Source organism: Streptomyces sp. HPF1205 (genome assembly GCF_020400825.1).
GTDB lineage: Bacteria > Actinomycetota > Actinomycetes > Streptomycetales > Streptomycetaceae > Actinacidiphila.
In genome coordinates, this window is sequence record NZ_JAINVH010000014.1 from 102,115 (window position 1) to 120,109 (window position 17,995).

A 17,995-nucleotide genomic window follows, 5' to 3' on the forward strand; every position below is an offset into this window, starting at 1 on the left:
GGCGGTCACCGGCCCCGCGAGACGGCCGAACCGGCCGGCGTCGCCGCCGGCCCGCACCACGCCACAAGCGCGCCCGGCGCCCATGTCTTCCACGATCCCGTACATACCGGCCAGCTTAGGCCCGCGCCCCGCACCGCCCGTCACCTGGCGCCGCGGCCTGTGGAAAACTCCTGGCATGACCTCGCCCGACAGCGCCCCCACCAGCCCGTACGTCGATCTGACCCGGGAACAGTGGAGCGCGCTGCGCGACCGTACGCCGCTGCCGCTGACCGCCGGCGAGGTGGAGGAGCTGCGCGGCCTCGGCGACGTGGTCGACCTGGACGAGGTGGTGGACGTCTACCTGCCGCTGTCCCGGCTGCTCAACCTGTACATCGCCGCGCACAGCGGGCTGCGCGGCGCCCTCAACACCTTCCTCGGCGGCGACGCGAACGGGCGGGGCCCCCACCAGCCCGGCACGCCGTTCGTCATCGGGGTGGCCGGCAGCGTGGCCGTCGGCAAGTCCACCACCGCCCGCCTGATGCGGGCGCTGCTGGCCAGATGGCCGGAGCACCCCCGGGTCGAACTGGTCACCACCGACGGCTTCCTGCTGCCCAACGCCGAACTGCGCCGCCGCGGCCTGATGTCCCGCAAGGGGTTCCCCGAGTCGTACGACCGCCGCGCCCTGACCCGGTTCGTCGCCGACGTCAAGGCGGGCAAGGCCGAGGTGAGCGCCCCCGTCTACTCGCACCTGAGCTACGACATCGTGCCCGGCGAGCGGCTCACCGTACGCCGTCCCGACATCCTCGTCGTGGAGGGGCTCAACGTCCTGCAGCCCGCCCTGCCCGGCAAGGACGGGCGGACCAGGATCGGCCTGGCGGACCACTTCGACTTCAGCGTGTACGTGGACGCGCGCGCCGAGGACATCGAGCGGTGGTACCTGGAGCGGTTCCGCGCGCTGCGCGACACCGCCTTCCAGGACCCGTCCTCGTACTTCCGCCGGTACACCGAGGTCGGCGAGGACGAGGCCCTGGACTACGCACGGCGGATGTGGCGGACCGTCAACCGCCCCAACCTGGTGCAGAACATCGCCCCGACCCGCGGCCGGGCCACCCTCGTCCTGAGGAAGGGCCCGGACCACAAGGTACGGCGGCTGTCGCTGCGCAAGCTCTGAGGCGGGCCGCGGCCCTCAGCCCAGCGCGGACTTCACCACGTCCGCGAGCCGCTGGGCGACCGCGCGGGCGTGGTCGATGTCGGCCGCCTCGACCATGACCCGGACCAGCGGCTCGGTGCCGGAGGAGCGCAGCAGGACGCGGCCGGTGGCGCCCAGCTCCGTCTCGGCCTCGGTGACGGCGGCGGCCAGTTCCGCGGAGGAGCCGACGCGGCTCTTGTCGACATCGCGGACGTTCACCAGGACCTGCGGCAACCGCTCCATGACCGTGGCCAGTTCGGCCAGCGGGCGGCCGGTGGCGGCGACGCGGGCGGCCAGCAGCAGGCCGGTGAGCGTGCCGTCGCCGGTCGTGGCGTGGTCCAGCACGATGACATGGCCGGACTGCTCACCCCCGAGGGCGTAGCCGTGCTCCTTCATGGCCTCCAGCACGTAGCGGTCGCCGACCGCCGTCTGGACCAGGTCGATGCCCTCGCGTTCCATCGCCAGCTTGAAGCCGAGGTTGGACATCACGGTGGCCACCACGGTGTTCTGGCGCAGGGCGCCGCGCTCGCGCAGCGCCACCGCCAGTATGGCCATGATCTGGTCGCCGTCGACCTCCTGGCCGGAGGCGTCCACGGCCAGGCAGCGGTCGGCGTCGCCGTCGTGCGCGATGCCGAGGTCGGCGCCGTGCTCGACCACGGCGGCCTTGAGCGGGCCCAGGTGGGTGGAGCCGCAGCCGTCGTTGATGTTCAGGCCGTCGGGCTGCGCGCCGATCGTGACGATCTCGGCGCCCGCCCGGGAGAACGCCTCGGGCGAGACGCGGGCGGCGGCGCCGTGCGCCTCGTCGAGGACGACCTTCAGCCCGTCCAGCCGGTTGGGCAGCACCCCGATGAGGTGGGCGACGTACTGGTCGAAGCCCTCGTCGTAGTCCTTGACGCGGCCGACGCCGGCGCCGGTGGGGCGGTTCCAGGGGGCGCCGGTGCGGTGCTCGGCGTAGACCGCCTCGATCCGGTCCTCCAGCTCGTCGTCCAGCTTGTGGCCGCCGCGGGCCAGGAACTTGACACCGTTGTCCGGCATGGCGTTGTGGCTGGCGGACAGCATGACGCCGAGGTCGGCACCCAGCGCGCCGGTGAGATACGCCACCGCCGGGGTGGGCAGCACACCGACCCGCAGGACGTCCACGCCCGCGCTGGCCAGGCCCGCCACCACGGCGGCCTCCAGGAACTCGCCCGAGGCCCGCGGGTCGCGCCCCACCACGGCCACCGGCCGGTGCCCCGCGAACGTGCCCGCCTCGCCCAGTACGTGCGCCGCCGCGACCGACAGGCCCAGTGCCATCTCCGCCGTCAGGTCGGCGTTGGCGATTCCGCGCACCCCGTCGGTGCCGAAGAGTCGTCCCACAGTTGTTCCTCCGAAAGGTGCGCGTTGTCGTGCGGCTCGGTGATACGGCGGGGCTGACGCGGGCGGCGCCCCCCGGACGAGAACGCCCCGCAAGGGAAGGTCCCGGACGGAAGCGCCCCGCACGGGAACGTCCCGAACGGGAACGCCCCGCAGGGGAACGTCCCCGAACGGACAAGCGCCGATCGGGAACGCCCCGAATGCGAACGCCCCGGAGGCATCGGACTGCCTCCGGGGCGACGACGGACCTGCCGGGGTCCCCCGGCAGGTCCGGGTGACCGCCGGAGGCGATCAGCGCTTGCTGAACTGCGGCGCCTTGCGGGCCTTCTTCAGACCGGCCTTCTTCCGCTCGACCGCGCGGTCGTCGCGGGTCAGGAAGCCGGCCTTCTTCAGCGGGCCGCGGTTGTTGTCGACGTCCGCCTCGTTGAGCGCGCGGGCCACGCCCAGGCGCAGCGCACCGGCCTGGCCGGAGATGCCGCCGCCGGCGATGCGGGCGATGACGTCGTAACGGCCGTCCAGCTCAAGGACCTTGAACGGCTCGTTGACCTCCTGCTGGTGCACCTTGTTGGGGAAGTACCCCTCCAGGGTGCGGCCGTTGATCTTCCACTTGCCGCTGCCCGGGACGATGCGGACGCGCGCGATGGACCGCTTGCGGCGGCCGGTGCCGGCGGCCGGCTGCGGCTCACCGAAGCGGGAGGCGAGGGACTCGGAGGTGTACTCGGACTCGACGGCCTCCGACTCGAAGGTCGTGATCTCGTCGTAGGTCTCTTCGCCCTCGAGAGGGGACTCGGCGGTGGTCTCAGCCACGATGCTCCTCGAATTCTTTCCGGTAGACGGTGGCCGGGACTACTGCGCGACCTGGGTGATCTCGAACGGCACCGGCTGCTGGGCGCCGTGCGGGTGCTGGTCACCCGCGTAGACCTTCAGCTTGGTGAGCATCTGCCGGCCCAGGGAGTTCTTGGGAAGCATGCCCCTGACGGCCTTCTCCACGGCCTTCTCGGGGCTCTTCGCCAGCAGCTCGTCGTAACGCACCGAGCGCAGACCGCCGGGGTAGCCGGAGTGGCGGTAGGCCATCTTCTGGGTCTTCTTGTTGCCGCTCAGGTGCACCTTGTCGGCGTTGATGATGACGACGAAGTCACCGGTGTCGACGTGGGGGGCGTAGATCGGCTTGTGCTTGCCGCGCAGGAGGACGGCGGCCTGGGAGGCGAGCCGGCCCAGGACGACGTCCTGGGCGTCGATGACGTGCCACTGGCGCTTCACATCGCCGGGCTTGGGGCTGTACGTACGCACGGTCGTAGCCTTCGCTTCTTCTCAGAGGTCAAGGTCCTGACAAGGCCACCCGGACGATCACGACAGCCTGGGCGGTACTCGGGGACGCAACCCGCGCACCCGCCGCTGTCCATCGGCCCGGTGGACCGGCGTAAGGGCCCCTCACGTGAGATAGAGCAAGCCAATACGCATAACGAAGCCCGAGAATACCGTTCACGGCCCGCGCGGGTCAAAACGACCCCGGCTCGCGTCCGGGCCCGGCTCGCATCCGGGCCCGGCTCGCATCCGGGCCCGGCCGCCGGCCGCCACCGGCGCCCGGCGACCGACGCCCGGCGACCGGCGTCCTGCCGCTCGCGTCCTACCGTTCGCGCTCGACCCTGCGCTCGTCCCAGACCGGCTCGGCGGTCTCGCGGACCACCCCGTCCGCGCCGAAGACCAGGAAGCGGTCGAAGGAGCGGGCGAACCAGCGGTCGTGCGTGACGGCGAGGACCGTGCCGTCATAGGCGTCCAGGCCGTCCTGGAGCGCCTCGGCGGACTCCATGTCGAGGTTGTCCGTGGGCTCGTCGAGCAGCAGGGCGGTGCTGCCCCGCAGCTCCATGAGCAGGATCTGGAACCGCGCCTGCTGGCCGCCCGACAGCTTGTCGAAGGGCTGGTCGCCCTGGCGTTCCAGCTCGTAGCGCCGCAGTACGGACATCGCCCGGCCGCGGTCGCGGGCGTGCTCGGTCCACAGCACGTCGACGAGGCTCTGCCCGGCCGGCCGGGGGCGCTCGGCCTCCTGCCCCGGATGCGGCCCGTGGGTCTGCGCGAAGTACCCGGGCACGACCCGGGCGCCCAGTTTGTACGAGCCGGTGTGCGCGACGCCCCGGTCGCCGGCCAGCAGCCGCAGGAAGTGGGACTTGCCGGAGCCGTTGGAGCCGAGCACCGCGACCCGCTCGCCGTAGAAGACCTCCAGGTCGAACGGTTTCATCAGGCCGGTGAGCTCCAGCCGCTCGCACGTCACCGCCCGTACCCCGGTACGGCCGCCGCGCAGCCGCATCCGGATGTCCTGCTCGCGCGGCGGCTCCGGCGGCGGGCCCGCCTCCTCGAACCTGCGCAGCCTGGTCTGGGCGGCGTGGTAGCGCGAGGCCATGTCGGGGCTGTTGGCCGCCTGCTGCCGCAGCCGCAGCACCATGGCCTTGAGCTTCGCGTGCTCGTCGTCCCAGCGGCGGCGCAGCTCCTCGAAGCGGGCGAAGCGCTCCTTGCGGGCCTCGTGGAAGGTGCCGAAGCCGCCGCCGTGCACCCAGGCGGTGGTGCCGGCCGGACCGGTCTCCAGACTGACGATCTTCTCGGCGCTGCGGGCGAGAAGCTCGCGGTCGTGGCTGACGAACAGGACCGTCTTCCGGGTCCGCGCCAGCTGCTCCTCCAGCCAGCGCTTGCCGGGGACGTCCAGGTAGTTGTCCGGCTCGTCCAGCAGCAGCACCTCGTCGGGGCCGCGCAGCAGGGCCTCCAACACCAGGCGCTTCTGCTCGCCGCCGGAGAGCGTCTTGACCTCGCGCCACTGGGCGCGGTCGTACGGCATGCCGAGCGCGGCCATGGTGCACATGTCCCACAGCGTCTCGGCCTCGTAGCCCCGCGCCTCGGCCCACTCGCCGAGCGCGGCCGCGTACGCCATCTGGGCAGGCTCGTCGTCCTGCGCCATGATCGCCAGCTCGGCGGCGTCCACCGCCCGCGCCGCCTCCCTGATCCGCGGATGGGCCACCGAGACCAGCAGGTCGCGGACGGTGCGGTCGTCGCGGACGGTGCCCACGAACTGCGGCATCACGCCGAGGCCGCCGCTCACGGTGACCGTCCCGCCGTGTGGGGCCAGCTCGCCCGCGATCAGCCGCAGCAAGGTGGTCTTCCCCGCGCCGTTCGGCCCCACCATGGCCACCGCGGCACCTTCGCCCACCCGGAACGAGACGTCGCCCAGCAGCGCCCGCCCGTCCGGCAGGTAGTACTCGACGTGCGCTGCTTCGACATGACCCATGAGCGGGATTCTCCCCGGACCGGATGCACACCCCAACTGCTTTTCCCGGCCGGTGGGGTGGGGGCCGGGCACGGGGCGGTACGGGCGGTACGCGGCCGACCGTATGGAGGGGGGCGGTCCGGCAATATGATGCGCGGCATGAGTGAAGGCCCCGGGCAGCAGCTCCCGCAGGACCCCCGCTCCGGCTCCGCCGAGAGCAGGCGCGAGGTCCTGGAGGGACGCGTCATCCCCTCACGGTCGGCGCAAGCGCGGTCCTACCCGGCAGCGCCGGCCGACCCGCGGCAGGGCTTCGGGCCGCCGGCCGGCCCGGCGGCCGAGCAGTCCTGGCAGGGGCAGGGCCCCGCCGGGCCCCCGCCCCAGCCCCAGGGCCAGTCCCAAGGCCAGCCCCAGGGCCAGTCGCAGGGCCAGGGACAGCCCCATGGCCAGGGCGGCCCCCAGGGCGGGCAGGGCCCCGGCCCCGGGCAGCCCTCGCAGCAGCCGCAGCCCCCGCAGCAGCCGGGTGGTTACGGGCCCTCCGGCGGGATGCCGCGGCAGGGCGGCCCCGCGCCTTCCGGGCCCACCGGTCCCGGCCCGGGCGGACCCGCCGGGCCCCCGCCGGGCGCGGGCGGCTTCGGCGGCGGGCCGTCCCGCCCGAACACGCCGTCCCAGACCCCGTTCCCGCCCCAGGCCGCGCCCGCTCCCGCCGCGCGGCCGCCGGTCGGGGCGCAGAGCCCGGGCACCCCGGACTGGGAGTCGCTGGCCCAGGCGCAGGAGTCCGGCGCCAAGCGGCGCAAGGTCATGATGCTGACCGGCGGGATCGTGGCCGTCGCGGTCATCGCGGGAGGCGTGGCGACCGCCGTCGTCATGTCCGGCAAGAGTTCGAACACCGCCGGCGGCGGGCCGACGACCTCGGCGAGTGCCGGGAGTACGCAGCCGCTGCCACCGGCGCCGACGTTCAGCTCGGTGGCCCCGCCGCCGCCCGCCAACCCGCTGGACTACCTCCGCACGCCCGCGAAGGACAAGGCGCCGCTCACCCCGGCGAGCCTGTTCCCCGGCAAGCGGTTCACGATGAACGGCCACACGTACGTCAAGACGAGCACCGCCGTCACCACCCACTGCGCCACCGGCGCGCGCTCCGCGCTGTCCGGCGCGCTGGCGGCGAACAAGTGCCGCAAGCTCATCCGCGCGACCTACGTCAGCGGCCAGTACGCGGTCACCGTGGGCGTGGCCGTCTTCGACGACACCGCGCACGCGGCCAAGCTGCAGAAGACGGCGCAGTACATCGCGCCGCTCAACGGCGGCGGCGTCGGCGACTTCTGCCACGCGGTGGCCTGCCAGATGACATCGAACGCGGTCGCCCGCTACGCCTACTTCACGATCTCCGGCCTGAAGAACGGCAAGACGCTCGGCGGCCCCACGACGTCCCCGGCGCTCCAGGCCGCGAACGACACCTCGAACTTCGCCTTCGACCGCATCATCCAGCGCGGCCGCGACGCGGCGGCCGCGGACCCGTCCCGCAACTGACGCCGGCGGCGGTCCGCGCCTGCGCGGACCGCCGGCAAAGGCGGCACTAGCAGGTGCTGGGAGGCGACGGCGACAGCGTGCGGATGTTGCGGGACTCGCGGTTGCGGGCGGCCAACTGGTCGTCCGGGGGGTAGCCGACCTCTTCGAGGGTGAGGCCGTGGGGGCGCACGACGTTGACCGCGGAGTGGCGGACGCGGCCGGCCAGGACCTCACCGGGGAAGCCCACGGGCCGGTGGCCGTCGCCGACCAGCAGCATCGCGCCGACCAGGGCGCGGACCATGTTGTGGCAGAAGGCGTCGGCCCGCACGGTGGCCACCGCGATCCCGTCCGCGGTGCGCTCCCAGCGCAGGTCGAGCAGGGTGCGGATGGTCGTGGCGCCCTCCCGCTTCTTGCAGTACGCGGCGAAGTCGTGCTCCCCGAGCAGCAGCTCGGCGGCGGTGTTCATGGCGTCCACGTCCACCGGCCGGTCGTGCCACAGGACGTAGCCGCGCATGAGCGGATCCACGCCGCCCGGGTGGTCGCCGACCCGGTAGGCGTACCGCCGCCAGACCGCCGAGAAGCGCGCGTTGAAGCCGGCCGGCGCCTCGGCCGCGCGCCAGACGCGTACGTCCCAGGGCAGCCGCCCGGCCAGCCGCCGCCGCAGCCTGTCGCGCTCCCGTGACCACACCTCGGCCGGCAGGTCCACGTGCGCGACCTGGCCGCGGGCGTGCACGCCGGAGTCGGTACGGCCGGCCACCGTCAGCTCCACCGGCTCGTCCAGCCGCAGCACGGTCCGGATCGCGTCCTCCAGCTCTCCCTGCACGGTCCGCCGGGCCCGCTGCCTGGCCCACCCGGAGAAGGCGGCCCCGTCGTACGACAGGTCCAGCCGTACCCGTACGAACCCGGGTGCCGGGTCGTCGCTCACACCTCGCTCCTCGCTCTTCGCCACCGCTCCACCTCGTACGCCACCATGCGGAACGGGCCCGCACCCCCCTGGGGTACGGGCCCGTCCTGGGCACGCTCAGGCGTCCTTGGACTCCTCGTCGGACTCCTCGGCGGTGGCGGGGACGGCGTCCTGCACGTCCTCGGCCTCCTCCGCGGCCTCCGGCTTGGCGTCCTCGACCGGCTCGTCCTTCTTGAACTCGGCGGCGGCCTCGTCGCCGGCCCGGTCCTTGGCGGAACGCCGGGTGGCGGCCTCGGCCTCGCCGACCGCGGACTGCTGCACGGTCAGCGCCTCGACCAGCTCGATGACGGCCATGGGCGCGTTGTCGCCACGCCGCGGGCCGATCTTGGTGATGCGGGTGTAGCCACCGGGGCGGTTGGCGTACCGCGGGCCGATCTCGGTGAAGAGCGTGTGCACGATGCCCTTGTCCGTGATCGTCTGCAGCACCTGGCGACGGTTGTGGATGTCGCCCTTCTTCGCCTTGGTGATCAGGCGCTCGGCGACCGGGCGGAGCCGGCGCGCCTTGGCCTCGGTGGTGGTGATCCTGCCGTGCTCGAACAGCGACTTCGCGAGGTTCGCGAGCAGCAGCTTCTCGTGCGCGGCACTGCCGCCCAGACGGGCACCCTTGGCGGGCTGAGGCATGTCTTTCTCCTTCTACGCTGCACCGGCCGTACCAGGTACCGATGTCAGTGCCGAGCCTGCGGCCGCAGACCCGGAATTCCGGTTGCGCCCCGAAGGGGCGCGGGGTCCCCCGGAGGGGGCGCCCCCAGCGCGACCGGCCACAACGAGGCCGGCACGCCGCGACCGTCCCGAAGGGGCTGTTGCTGTCGCAGCCGGACCACCGGCCGGCGGTGGTTGCGCGCGGGGGGCACCCCCAGGCGAAGCTCTGGGGGACCCCGCGCCCCTTGGAGGCACTCCGAAAGCTCACCGTACTTCCCGGTGAACCGTCGGAGACGGTCAGTATTGCTCGGTCTCCACGAAGCCCGCGTCCACGTCGTCGTCGGCGCCGAAGGCGTCGGCGGCGGCGGTCGGGTCGAATCCGGGCGGGCTGTCCTTGAGGGCCAGGCCCATGCCGGCCAGCTTCGCCTTGACCTCGTCGATCGACTTGGCGCCGAAGTTGCGGATGTCGAGCAGGTCCGCCTCCGAGCGGGCGACCAGCTCGCCGACCGAGTGGATGCCCTCGCGCTTGAGGCAGTTGTAGGAGCGGACGGTGAGCTCCAGCTCCTCGATCGGCAGGGCGAGGTCCGCGGCCAGGGCGGCGTCCGTCGGGGACGGGCCCATGTCGATGCCCTCGGCGTCGACGTTGAGCTCGCGGGCCAGGCCGAACAGCTCGACCAGGGTCTTGCCGGCCGACGCCATGGCGTCACGCGGCCGCATGGCCTGCTTGGTCTCGACGTCGACGATCAGCTTGTCGAAGTCGGTGCGCTGCTCGACACGGGTCGCCTCGACCTTGTAGGTGACCTTGAGCACCGGGCTGTAGATCGAGTCGACCGGGATGCGGCCGATCTCCTGGCCCTGCTGCTTGTTCTGCACCGCGGAGACGTAGCCGCGACCGCGCTCGACGGTCAGCTCCATCTCCAGCTTGCCCTTGGCGTTCAGGGTGGCCAGCACCAGGTCGGGGTTGTGCACCTCGACACCGGCCGGCGGCGCGATGTCGGCGGCGGTGACCACACCCGGGCCCTGCTTGCGCAGGTACATCACGACCGGCTCGTCGTGCTCGGAGGAGACGACGAGGCTCTTGATGTTGAGGATGAGGTCGGTGACGTCCTCCTTGACACCCGGCACGGTGGTGAACTCGTGCAGGACGCCGTCGATCCGGATCGACGTGACCGCCGCACCCGGGATCGAGGACAGGAGCGTACGGCGCAGGGAGTTGCCGAGGGTGTAGCCGAAGCCCGGCTCCAGCGGCTCGATGACGAACCGGGAGCGGAACTCGTCGACGACCTCTTCGGTCAACGAGGGACGCTGAGCGATCAGCATGGGTTCAGATCCTTCAGTCGTGGGCGCCCGCTATTTGACGCCCCCTGTACTACGAGGGTACGGGCGGTACGGCCCGGTTCCCGCCCGGGAACCGCGGGACCGCACCGCCCGTCACTCGGAGCAGTGCTCCGGTGGCTGCTCGTTACTTCGAGTAGAGCTCGACGATCAGCTGCTCCTGCACCTGGGTGTCGATCACCTGGCGCTCGGGCAGGCTGTGCACGAGGATCCGCAGACGGCCGGCGTTGGCCTCCAGCCACGCGGGGACCGTCTTGTCGCCGGCCTCGCCCTGGGCCACCTGGAAGGGGGTCAGGTTACGGGACGACTCGCGGACCTCGATGATGTCGTTCACGGCGACGCGGGCCGACGGGATGTCGGTCTTGCGGCCGTTGACCACGATGTGGCCGTGCCGGACCAGCTGACGGGCGTGGTCGCGGGACTTGGCGAAGCCGGCCCGGTACACCACGTTGTCGAGGCGGGTCTCCAGGATGCGAAGCAGGTTCTCACCGGTCTTGCCGGTCTTCTGGTTCGCTTCCTTGTAGTAGTTCACGAACTGCTTTTCGAGGACACCGTAGATCCGCGCGCACTTCTGCTTCTCACGCAGCTGAAGCAGGTACTCGCTGTCCTTGGTGCGCCCGCGTCCGTGCTCACCCGGGGGGTAAGGACGGATCTCGATCGGGCACTTCGCGCTCTCGCACTTCGCTCCCTTGAGGAAGAGCTTCTGCTTCTCCCGACGGCAACGCTTGCAGTCGGCCCCGGTGTAACGCGCCATTTGTCTCGTATCTCCTGTTTCAGCCTGGTCAGACGCGCCGGCGCTTGGGCGGGCGGCAGCCGTTGTGCGGGGTCGGGGTGACGTCCTGGATCGAGCCGACCTCAAGGCCGGTGGCCTGGAGGGAACGGATCGCGGTCTCCCGGCCGGAGCCGGGGCCCTTCACGAAGACGTCCACCTTGCGCATGCCGTGCTCCTGCGCGCGGCGGGCGGCCGACTCGGCGGCCATCTGCGCGGCGAAGGGGGTGGACTTGCGCGAGCCCTTGAAGCCGACGTGGCCGGCGGAGGCCCAGGAGATCACGTTCCCCTGCGGGTCGGTGATCGAGACGATGGTGTTGTTGAACGTGCTCTTGATGTGGGCGTGCCCGTGCGCGACGTTCTTCTTTTCCTTGCGGCGCACCTTCTTGACGGCGCCCTGACGGCCCTTAGGAGGCATTCTTTCGGTCTCTCCCGGTGGAGGTGGTCGGTCCTACAGCGAAGACCGCTGATCGGGGTCTTGCTTCGGACTACTTCTTGCCCGGCTTCTTCTTGCCGGCGATCGCGCGACGCGGGCCCTTGCGGGTGCGGGCGTTGGTGTGAGTGCGCTGGCCGTGGACCGGCAGGCCGCGGCGGTGGCGCAGACCCTGGTAGCAGCCGATCTCGACCTTGCGGCGGATGTCGGCCTGGATCTCGCGGCGGAGGTCACCCTCCGTCTTGAGGTTCGCGTCGACGTACTCGCGCAACTTGACGAGGTCTTCCTCGGTCAGGTCGCGGACGCGGATGTCGGGGTTCACACCGGTCTCGTTCAGCACCTGCTTCGACAGCGAGCGGCCGATGCCGAAGACGTAGGTGAGGGCGATCTCCACGCGCTTCTCGCGCGGGAGGTCAACGCCTGAAAGGCGTGCCATCTGATGGGCTCCTGGGATATTCGGAGGTCTTCCGCAGTACCGGCTCCCGACCGCCGTATGAGGTACGGACCGGGTCCCCGGCCTCCACCGGGGGTGTCATCGCCCTTCGTACAGGGGATGGGTACTGCGTATGTACGTGTACGCGTCGCGCGAAGTACTGCGGTCGGGTGCGAAGCGGTCGGTGTGCGTCAGCCCTGGCGCTGCTTGTGGCGCAGGTTGTCGCAGATGACCATGACCCGGCCGTGCCGCCGGATCACCTTGCACTTGTCGCAGATCTTCTTGACGCTCGGCTTGACCTTCATGGGACTGAGGTACTCCGGGTCGTTGGATCCACTGGGGTTACTTGTACCGGTAGACGATCCGTCCGCGCGTCAGGTCGTACGGAGACAGCTCCACGACGACCCGGTCATCCGGGAGGATCCGGATGTAGTGCATCCGCATCTTGCCACTGATGTGCGCGAGGACTTTGTGACCGTTCTGGAGTTCCACCTTGAACATCGCGTTCGGCAGAGACTCGATAACGGTGCCCTCGATTTCGATGGCGCCTTGCTTTTTGGCCATGTCCTGCTTTCGGGGGTCGGCTACCGGGGTCGGCTCCGGACATGCCGGAAGACACGCGGGGCCGACGTATGAGTCTACGGCAAGCGCCCCGTAAACACGAATCGGGGCCCGGCCGGGCCCCGACCCGCACCGCGGGGGCGGGCGGCCGTCACGCCAGGGGGTCGGGCGCCGCCGTCACCCCGTACTCGGCGAGCTTGGCCCGGCCGCCGTCGGGGGCGGTCAGGACGAGGGGGCCGTGCTCGGTCAGGGCGACCGAGTGCTCCCAGTGGGAGGACCAGGAGCCGTCGTCGGTCTTGACGGTCCACTCGTCGTCCAGGACGTGGGTGGCGGGCGAGCCGAGGGTGACCATGGGCTCGATGGCCAGGCAGACGCCGGGGATCAGCTTGATGCCGCGGCCGCGCTTCTTGGAGACGTAGTTCAGCAGATGGGGGTCCATGTGCATCTGCGAGCCGATGCCGTGGCCGCCGTAGTCCTCGACGATGCCGTATTTGCCGGAGGCCGGCCGCGGCTGGCGGCGGATGTACGTCTCGATGGCGCGCGAGATGTCCTCAAGACGGTTGCCCTTGCGGAACGCGGCGATGCCGGCCCACATGGACTCCTCGGTCACCCGGCTCAGCTCGAACAGCTCGGGCGCGTGCCCGCTGCCCACGAAGCAGGTGATGGCCGCGTCCCCGTGCCAGCCGTCCACGATGGCGCCCGCGTCGATGGAGATCACGTCGCCGTCCTTCAGGACGGTCTCACGGTCGGGGATGCCGTGCACGACGACGTCGTTGACCGAGGTGCAGATGTTGCCGGGAAAGCCGCCGTAACCGAGGAAGTTGGGCTTGGCGCCGTGGTCGGCGAGCACCTTCGCCGCCACCTCGTCCAGGTCCTTGGTGCTGGCGCCGGGCACCGCCGCGCGCCGGGTCGCCTCGTGGATGGCGGCGACCACCAGCCCGGCCGCGCGCATGCGAGCGATCTGCTCCGGGGTCTTGATCTCCACCATCGCGGCCGACGTCCTCCTCGCCGCGGTTCCGGCCGTTGCGGCCGCCCGCGTGTTCGCTGCTCGCTCGCTGTTCGCTCGCTGCTTGTTCGTGTCTGTTCAACCATACGGCCGTGGTCCCCGTCGGGGCACCACGGCCGTGTGCGGTCCTGCTCGTGTGCTGCAGGTGTGCTGCTGGTGTCCTGCTCGTGCGTTGCTCGTGGGCTACTCGTCGCCGCCGCGCAGGGCTTCCATCGCCCGCCGGGTGACCTCGGCCACCGGGCCGAGCGCGGAGATGGTCATCACCAGGCCCTGCTGCTTGTAGTAGTCGATGATCGGCTCGGTCTCGCGGTGGTAGACCTCCAGCCGGTTGCGCACCTTGTCCTCGGCGTCGTCGGTGCGCTGGTACAGCTCGCCGCCGCACTCGTCGCACACCCCGTCGGTCCTGGGCTTCTTGTACTCGACGTGGAAGGTGTGCGCGCTGTTGTTGCGGCAGGTGCGGCGGCCGGCGATGCGCTTGACCACCTCGTCCTCGGGGACCTCCAGGTCCAGCACGCCGTCCAGCGCGATGCCCTTGCGGGTGAGGTAGGCGTCCAGCGCGCGGGCCTGGTGGTCGTTGCGCGGGAAGCCGTCCAGCAGGAAGCCGGCCGCGGCGTCGGGCTGGTCCAGCCGGTCCTCGGCCATGCCGATCGTGACCTCGTCGGGGACCAGGGCCCCGTCGTCCATGTACGCCTTGGCCTTCTTGCCCAGCTCGGTGCCCTGGCTGATGTTGGCGCGGAACAGGTCTCCCGTGGAGATGTGCGGGATGGACAGGTTCTTGGCGAGGAACGCGGCCTGCGTACCCTTGCCGGCGCCGGGGGGCCCGACCAGGACGATGCGCATCAGCGGAGGAACCCTTCGTAATTACGCTGCTGGAGTTGGCTCTCGATCTGCTTCACGGTCTCCAGACCGACACCCACGATGATCAGGATGCTGGTGCCGCCGAGCGGGAAGTTCTGATTGCTCCCGTTGAAGATCGCGATCGCGACCGTCGGGACGAGGGCGATGAGACCCAGATACAGCGCACCGGGCCACGTGATGCGGTTGAGCACGTAGCTGAGGTACTCGGCGGTGGGGCGACCGGCGCGGATGCCCGGAATGAAGCCTCCGTACTTCTTCATGTTATCCGCGACCTCCTCGGGGTTGAACGAGATGGCCACGTAGAAGAACGCGAAGAAGACGATCAGCAGGAAGTACGCCGCCATGTAGATCGGGTGGTCGCCCTTGGTGAAGTTCCTGCTGATCCACTGGGCCCAGCCCGCGGTGGACCCGGAGAACTGGACGACCAGCGCCGGAATGTACAGCAGCGACGACGCGAAGATGACGGGAATCACACCCGCCTGGTTGACCTTCAGCGGAATGTACGTCGAGGTGCCGCCGTAGGAGCGGCGGCCGATCATGCGCTTGGCGTACTGCACGGGGATGCGCCGCTGGGCCTGTTCGACGAAGACCACCAGGCCCACGATGACGAGGCCGACCGCGATGACCGCGAGGAACTCCACCCAGCCGCCGGCGATGTGGCCGGCGACCTTGATCCCCCACAGCGAGCCGGGGAAGCCGGCCGCGATGGCGACGAACATCAGGATCGACATGCCGTTGCCGATGCCGCGGTCGGTGATCAGCTCACCGAGCCACATGATCACCACGGTGCCCGCGGTCATGGTGGTGACCATGGTGATGGTGGTGAAGATCGACTGGTTCGGCACGATGTCGAACCGGTTGGAGCAGCTGGAGAACAGGCTGCCGGAGCGGGCGGTGGCCACCAGGCCCGTGCCCTGCAGGACCGCCAGGGCCACCGTCAGATACCGGGTGTACTGGGTGATCTTGGTCTGCCCGGCCTGGCCCTCCTTCTTCAGGGCCTCCAGGCGTGGGATGACCACGGTGAGGAGCTGCAGGATGATGCTCGCCGTGATGTACGGCATGATCCCCAGCGCGAAGATGGTCAGCTGGAGCAGCGCGCCGCCGCTGAACAGGTTCACCAGGCCGAAGAGGCTGTTGCTGCCCTTCGTGTCCTTGATGCACTGGTTGACCACCGTGTAGTCGATACCGGGCAGCGGAACATGGGCACCGAGCCGGTAGACCACCACGATGCTCAGCGTGAACAGCAGCTTCTTGCGCAGGTCGGGCGTCCTGAACGCCCGGGCGAACGCGGTGAGCACGGTGCCTCCTGCACCCCCCGCCCGGCGGCGGAAGGACGTCTCTGAGGTATCTGACTGATGACAGTGCCCGCCACTTTACCGGCGAGGCGGGCCCGGTGAGAATGACCAGCCGCGCAGGGAAAATCACAGGAACGATTCACAGGAATGACGACCGGGGACGCCCGATGGTGCCTGGGCGCCCCCGGTCGGGTGACGCGTGAGCTCAGACGAGCTCGTTCACGCTGCCGCCGGCAGCGGTGATCTTCTCCTTGGCGGAGCCGGAGACCGCGTCCACGGTCACCTGCAGCGCCACGGAGACCTCGCCGGTGCCGAGCACCTTGACGAGCTGGTTCTTCCGCACGGCACCCTTGGCGACCAGGTCGGCAACGGTGACCTCGCCGCCCTCGGGGTAGAGGGCCGCGAGCTTGTCCAGGTTGACGACCTGGTACTCGGTACGGAAGGGGTTCTTGAAGCCCTTGAGCTTGGGCAGCCGCATGTGCAGCGGCATCTGCCCACCCTCGAAGCGCTCCGGAACCTGGTAGCGGGCCTTGGTGCCCTTGGTGCCGCGACCGGCCGTCTTGCCCTTGGACGCCTCACCGCGACCCACACGGGTCTTGGCGGTCTTGGCGCCCGGGGCCGGACGGAGGTTGTGGATCTTGATCGGGCTGTCAGCCATGATCAGTCGACCTCCTCGACCGTGACGAGGTGGCGGACGGTGTGGACCATGCCGCGGATCTCCGGGCGGTCCTCCTTGACCACCACGTCGTTCAGCCGCTTCAGGCCGAGCGAACGCAGGGTGTCACGGTGGTTCTGCTTGCTGCCGATGTAGGACTTGACCTGGGTGACCTTCAGACGTGCCATCACACACCCACCCCGGCACGCGCGCGCAGCAGCGGCGCGGGCGCGACGTCCTCGAGCGGCAGGCCGCGGCGGGCCGCGATCTCCTCGGGCCGCTGCAGGCCCTGGAGCGCCGCCACCGTGGCGTGCACGATGTTGATCGCGTTGTCCGAGCCGAGGCTCTTGGACAGCACGTCGTGGATGCCAGCGCACTCCAGCACGGCGCGCACCGGACCACCGGCGATCACACCGGTACCCGGGGAGGCGGGCTTGAGCAGGACGACGCCCGCCGCCTTCTCGCCCTGGATGGGGTGCGGGATGGTGCCCTGGATGCGGGGGACCTTGAAGAAGTGCTTCTTGGCCTCCTCCACACCCTTGGCGATGGCGGCCGGCACCTCCTTGGCCTTGCCGTACCCGACACCGACGGTGCCGTCACCGTCGCCCACCACGACAAGCGCGGTGAAGCTGAAGCGACGACCACCCTTCACAACTTTGGCGACGCGGTTGATCGCGACGACCCGCTCGACGTAGGCGGTCTTCTCGGCCTGCTGGCCGCCGTCCCGCCGGTCCTTGCGGTCCCGTCGCTCGCCGCCACCGGCCCCGCTTCCGCGGCGCTGGGGTCCAGCCATGGGAATTACCTCTCTTCGTTTTCCGCTCGGACCGGGCTCAGAACTTCAGACCGGCTTCGCGGGCGGCGTCCGCCAGAGCGGCGATCCGCCCCGCGTACTGGTTGCCGCCGCGGTCGAACACGACAGCCTCGATGCCCTTGGCCTTGGCACGCTCGGCCACCAACTGGCCGACCTGCTTCGCCTTGGCGCTCTTGTCGCCTTCGGTGCCGCGGATGGACGAGTCGAGGGTCGACGCCGACGCGAGCGTGTGGCCCGCGAGGTCGTCGATGACCTGCGCCACGATGCCGCGGTTGGAGCGCGTCACGACCAGGCGCGGACGCTCCGCCGTACCCGAGACCTTCTTGCGGACCCGGATGTGGCGGCGCTTGAGGGCCGCGCCCTTGTACGCCTTGCCCTTGGCGATCTTCACACCGTATGCCATGGCTACTTACCAGCCTTTCCGACCTTGCGGCGGATGACCTCGCCGGCGTACTTCACGCCCTTGGCCTTGTACGGGTCGGGCTTGCGCAGCTTGCGGATGTTCGCCGCCACCTCGCCGACCTTCTGCTTGTCGATGCCCTCGACCGAGAACTTGGTCGGGGACTCGACCTTGAAGGCGATCCCCTCGGGGGCCTCGACGAGGATCGGGTGGCTGTAGCCCAGGGAGAACTCCAGCGCGGAGCCCTTGGCCTGGACGCGGTAGCCGACACCGCTGATCTCCAGCTGCTTGGCGTAGCCCGCGGTCACGCCGGTGATCATGTTCGCCACCAGCGTGCGGGACAGGCCGTGCAGGGCCTTCGATTCACGCTCGTCGTTGGGGCGGGTGACCAGCAGTACGCCGTCCTCGCCCTTTGCGATCTCGATCGGCGCGGCGACGGTGTGGGTGAGCGAGCCCTTGGGGCCCTTCACCGCGACCGTCCGGCCGTCGATGGTGACGTCCACTCCGGCGGGAACCGAGATGGGCAGCTTGCCGATGCGCGACATTGCTCTACCTCTCT

General features: G+C 70.6%; 22 protein-coding genes. 2 read left to right on the forward strand and 20 right to left on the reverse strand.

Annotated elements, in window-relative coordinates:
- Positions 1-175: 175 nt before the first annotated feature.
- Positions 176-1,150: a type I pantothenate kinase gene (coaA, locus tag K7G61_RS17905; RefSeq protein ID WP_225847871.1), complete on the forward strand. Its 975-nt coding sequence runs from the start codon at positions 176-178 to the stop codon at positions 1,148-1,150.
- Between the two features lie 15 nt (positions 1,151-1,165).
- On the opposite strand, the gene glmM is transcribed toward coaA, so the two are convergent.
- The 4 genes from glmM to K7G61_RS17925 all read right to left on the reverse strand — a co-directional run bounded on the left by glmM (position 1,166) and on the right by K7G61_RS17925 (position 5,795).
- Positions 1,166-2,524, reverse strand: a complete 1,359-nt coding sequence (glmM, locus tag K7G61_RS17910; protein ID WP_225847872.1) for a phosphoglucosamine mutase — start codon at positions 2,522-2,524, stop codon at positions 1,166-1,168.
- 288 nt (positions 2,525-2,812) lie between these two features.
- On the reverse strand, positions 2,813-3,328 hold the full coding sequence (gene rpsI / locus K7G61_RS17915; RefSeq protein ID WP_225847873.1) for a 30S ribosomal protein S9: 516 nt from the start codon (positions 3,326-3,328) through the stop codon (positions 2,813-2,815).
- A 39-nt stretch (positions 3,329-3,367) separates the two neighbouring features.
- The gene (gene rplM / locus K7G61_RS17920; protein WP_225847874.1) at positions 3,368-3,811 is read right to left on the reverse strand and encodes a 50S ribosomal protein L13; all 444 of its coding nucleotides are present in this window, start codon (positions 3,809-3,811) and stop codon (positions 3,368-3,370) included.
- A 337-nt stretch (positions 3,812-4,148) separates the two neighbouring features.
- The gene (locus tag K7G61_RS17925; protein ID WP_225847875.1) at positions 4,149-5,795 is read right to left on the reverse strand and encodes an ABC-F family ATP-binding cassette domain-containing protein; all 1,647 of its coding nucleotides are present in this window, start codon (positions 5,793-5,795) and stop codon (positions 4,149-4,151) included.
- 138 nt (positions 5,796-5,933) lie between these two features.
- On the opposite strand from K7G61_RS17925, the gene K7G61_RS17930 reads away from it, so the two are divergent.
- Entirely contained in the window at positions 5,934-7,298 is a 1,365-nt protein-coding gene (locus K7G61_RS17930) for a hypothetical protein (protein ID WP_225847876.1), read from the forward strand.
- 46 nt (positions 7,299-7,344) lie between these two features.
- Here K7G61_RS17930 and truA read toward each other — a convergent pair whose 3' ends face one another.
- The 16 genes from truA to rplF all read right to left on the reverse strand — a co-directional run bounded on the left by truA (position 7,345) and on the right by rplF (position 17,981).
- Positions 7,345-8,202: a tRNA pseudouridine(38-40) synthase TruA gene (gene truA, locus K7G61_RS17935; RefSeq protein WP_225847877.1), complete on the reverse strand. Its 858-nt coding sequence runs from the start codon at positions 8,200-8,202 to the stop codon at positions 7,345-7,347.
- 96 nt (positions 8,203-8,298) lie between these two features.
- Positions 8,299-8,862, reverse strand: a complete 564-nt coding sequence (rplQ, locus tag K7G61_RS17940; RefSeq protein ID WP_225847878.1) for a 50S ribosomal protein L17 — start codon at positions 8,860-8,862, stop codon at positions 8,299-8,301.
- A 315-nt stretch (positions 8,863-9,177) separates the two neighbouring features.
- Entirely contained in the window at positions 9,178-10,200 is a 1,023-nt protein-coding gene (locus K7G61_RS17945) for a DNA-directed RNA polymerase subunit alpha (RefSeq protein ID WP_225847879.1), read from the reverse strand.
- A gap of 142 nt (positions 10,201-10,342) precedes the next feature.
- Positions 10,343-10,969, reverse strand: coding sequence for a 30S ribosomal protein S4 (gene rpsD / locus K7G61_RS17950; protein WP_225847880.1), 627 nt, complete (start codon positions 10,967-10,969; stop codon positions 10,343-10,345).
- A 28-nt stretch (positions 10,970-10,997) separates the two neighbouring features.
- Entirely contained in the window at positions 10,998-11,402 is a 405-nt protein-coding gene (rpsK, locus tag K7G61_RS17955; protein WP_093786119.1) for a 30S ribosomal protein S11, read from the reverse strand.
- A gap of 70 nt (positions 11,403-11,472) precedes the next feature.
- Positions 11,473-11,853, reverse strand: a complete 381-nt coding sequence (rpsM, locus tag K7G61_RS17960; RefSeq protein WP_225847881.1) for a 30S ribosomal protein S13 — start codon at positions 11,851-11,853, stop codon at positions 11,473-11,475.
- A 188-nt stretch (positions 11,854-12,041) separates the two neighbouring features.
- Entirely contained in the window at positions 12,042-12,155 is a 114-nt protein-coding gene (gene rpmJ, locus K7G61_RS17965) for a 50S ribosomal protein L36 (RefSeq protein ID WP_003956441.1), read from the reverse strand.
- Positions 12,156-12,192: 37 nt separating this feature from the next.
- A complete protein-coding gene (infA, locus tag K7G61_RS17970; RefSeq protein ID WP_003956442.1) occupies positions 12,193-12,414 on the reverse strand; it encodes a translation initiation factor IF-1 in 222 nt (73 codons plus the stop codon).
- 148 nt (positions 12,415-12,562) lie between these two features.
- Positions 12,563-13,399, reverse strand: a complete 837-nt coding sequence (gene map / locus K7G61_RS17975; protein WP_225847882.1) for a type I methionyl aminopeptidase — start codon at positions 13,397-13,399, stop codon at positions 12,563-12,565.
- A gap of 201 nt (positions 13,400-13,600) precedes the next feature.
- Positions 13,601-14,257 (reverse strand): adenylate kinase, encoded by a 657-nt coding sequence (locus K7G61_RS17980; RefSeq protein WP_225847883.1) that lies wholly within the window; start codon positions 14,255-14,257, stop codon positions 13,601-13,603.
- Positions 14,257-15,573 carry a preprotein translocase subunit SecY gene (secY, locus tag K7G61_RS17985; RefSeq protein ID WP_225847884.1) on the reverse strand — a complete coding sequence of 439 codons (1,317 nt, stop codon included), beginning with the start codon at positions 15,571-15,573 and terminating at the stop codon, positions 14,257-14,259. Before secY ends, K7G61_RS17980 begins: the two co-directional genes overlap by 1 nt.
- A 202-nt stretch (positions 15,574-15,775) precedes the next feature.
- Positions 15,776-16,228: a 50S ribosomal protein L15 gene (gene rplO, locus K7G61_RS17990; protein WP_263984520.1), complete on the reverse strand. Its 453-nt coding sequence runs from the start codon at positions 16,226-16,228 to the stop codon at positions 15,776-15,778.
- Positions 16,229-16,230: 2 nt separating this feature from the next.
- Positions 16,231-16,413, reverse strand: coding sequence for a 50S ribosomal protein L30 (rpmD, locus tag K7G61_RS17995; RefSeq protein ID WP_018558884.1), 183 nt, complete (start codon positions 16,411-16,413; stop codon positions 16,231-16,233).
- Positions 16,413-17,018 (reverse strand): 30S ribosomal protein S5, encoded by a 606-nt coding sequence (gene rpsE / locus K7G61_RS18000; protein WP_225847885.1) that lies wholly within the window; start codon positions 17,016-17,018, stop codon positions 16,413-16,415. The genes rpmD and rpsE overlap by 1 nt, the downstream gene beginning before the upstream one ends.
- A 37-nt stretch (positions 17,019-17,055) precedes the next feature.
- Complete coding sequence (gene rplR / locus K7G61_RS18005; RefSeq protein WP_225847886.1) at positions 17,056-17,439, reverse strand: 50S ribosomal protein L18; 384 nt, start codon at positions 17,437-17,439, stop codon at positions 17,056-17,058.
- A 2-nt stretch (positions 17,440-17,441) separates the two neighbouring features.
- Complete coding sequence (gene rplF, locus K7G61_RS18010; protein ID WP_225847887.1) at positions 17,442-17,981, reverse strand: 50S ribosomal protein L6; 540 nt, start codon at positions 17,979-17,981, stop codon at positions 17,442-17,444.
- Between the last annotated feature and the right edge of the window lie 14 nt (positions 17,982-17,995).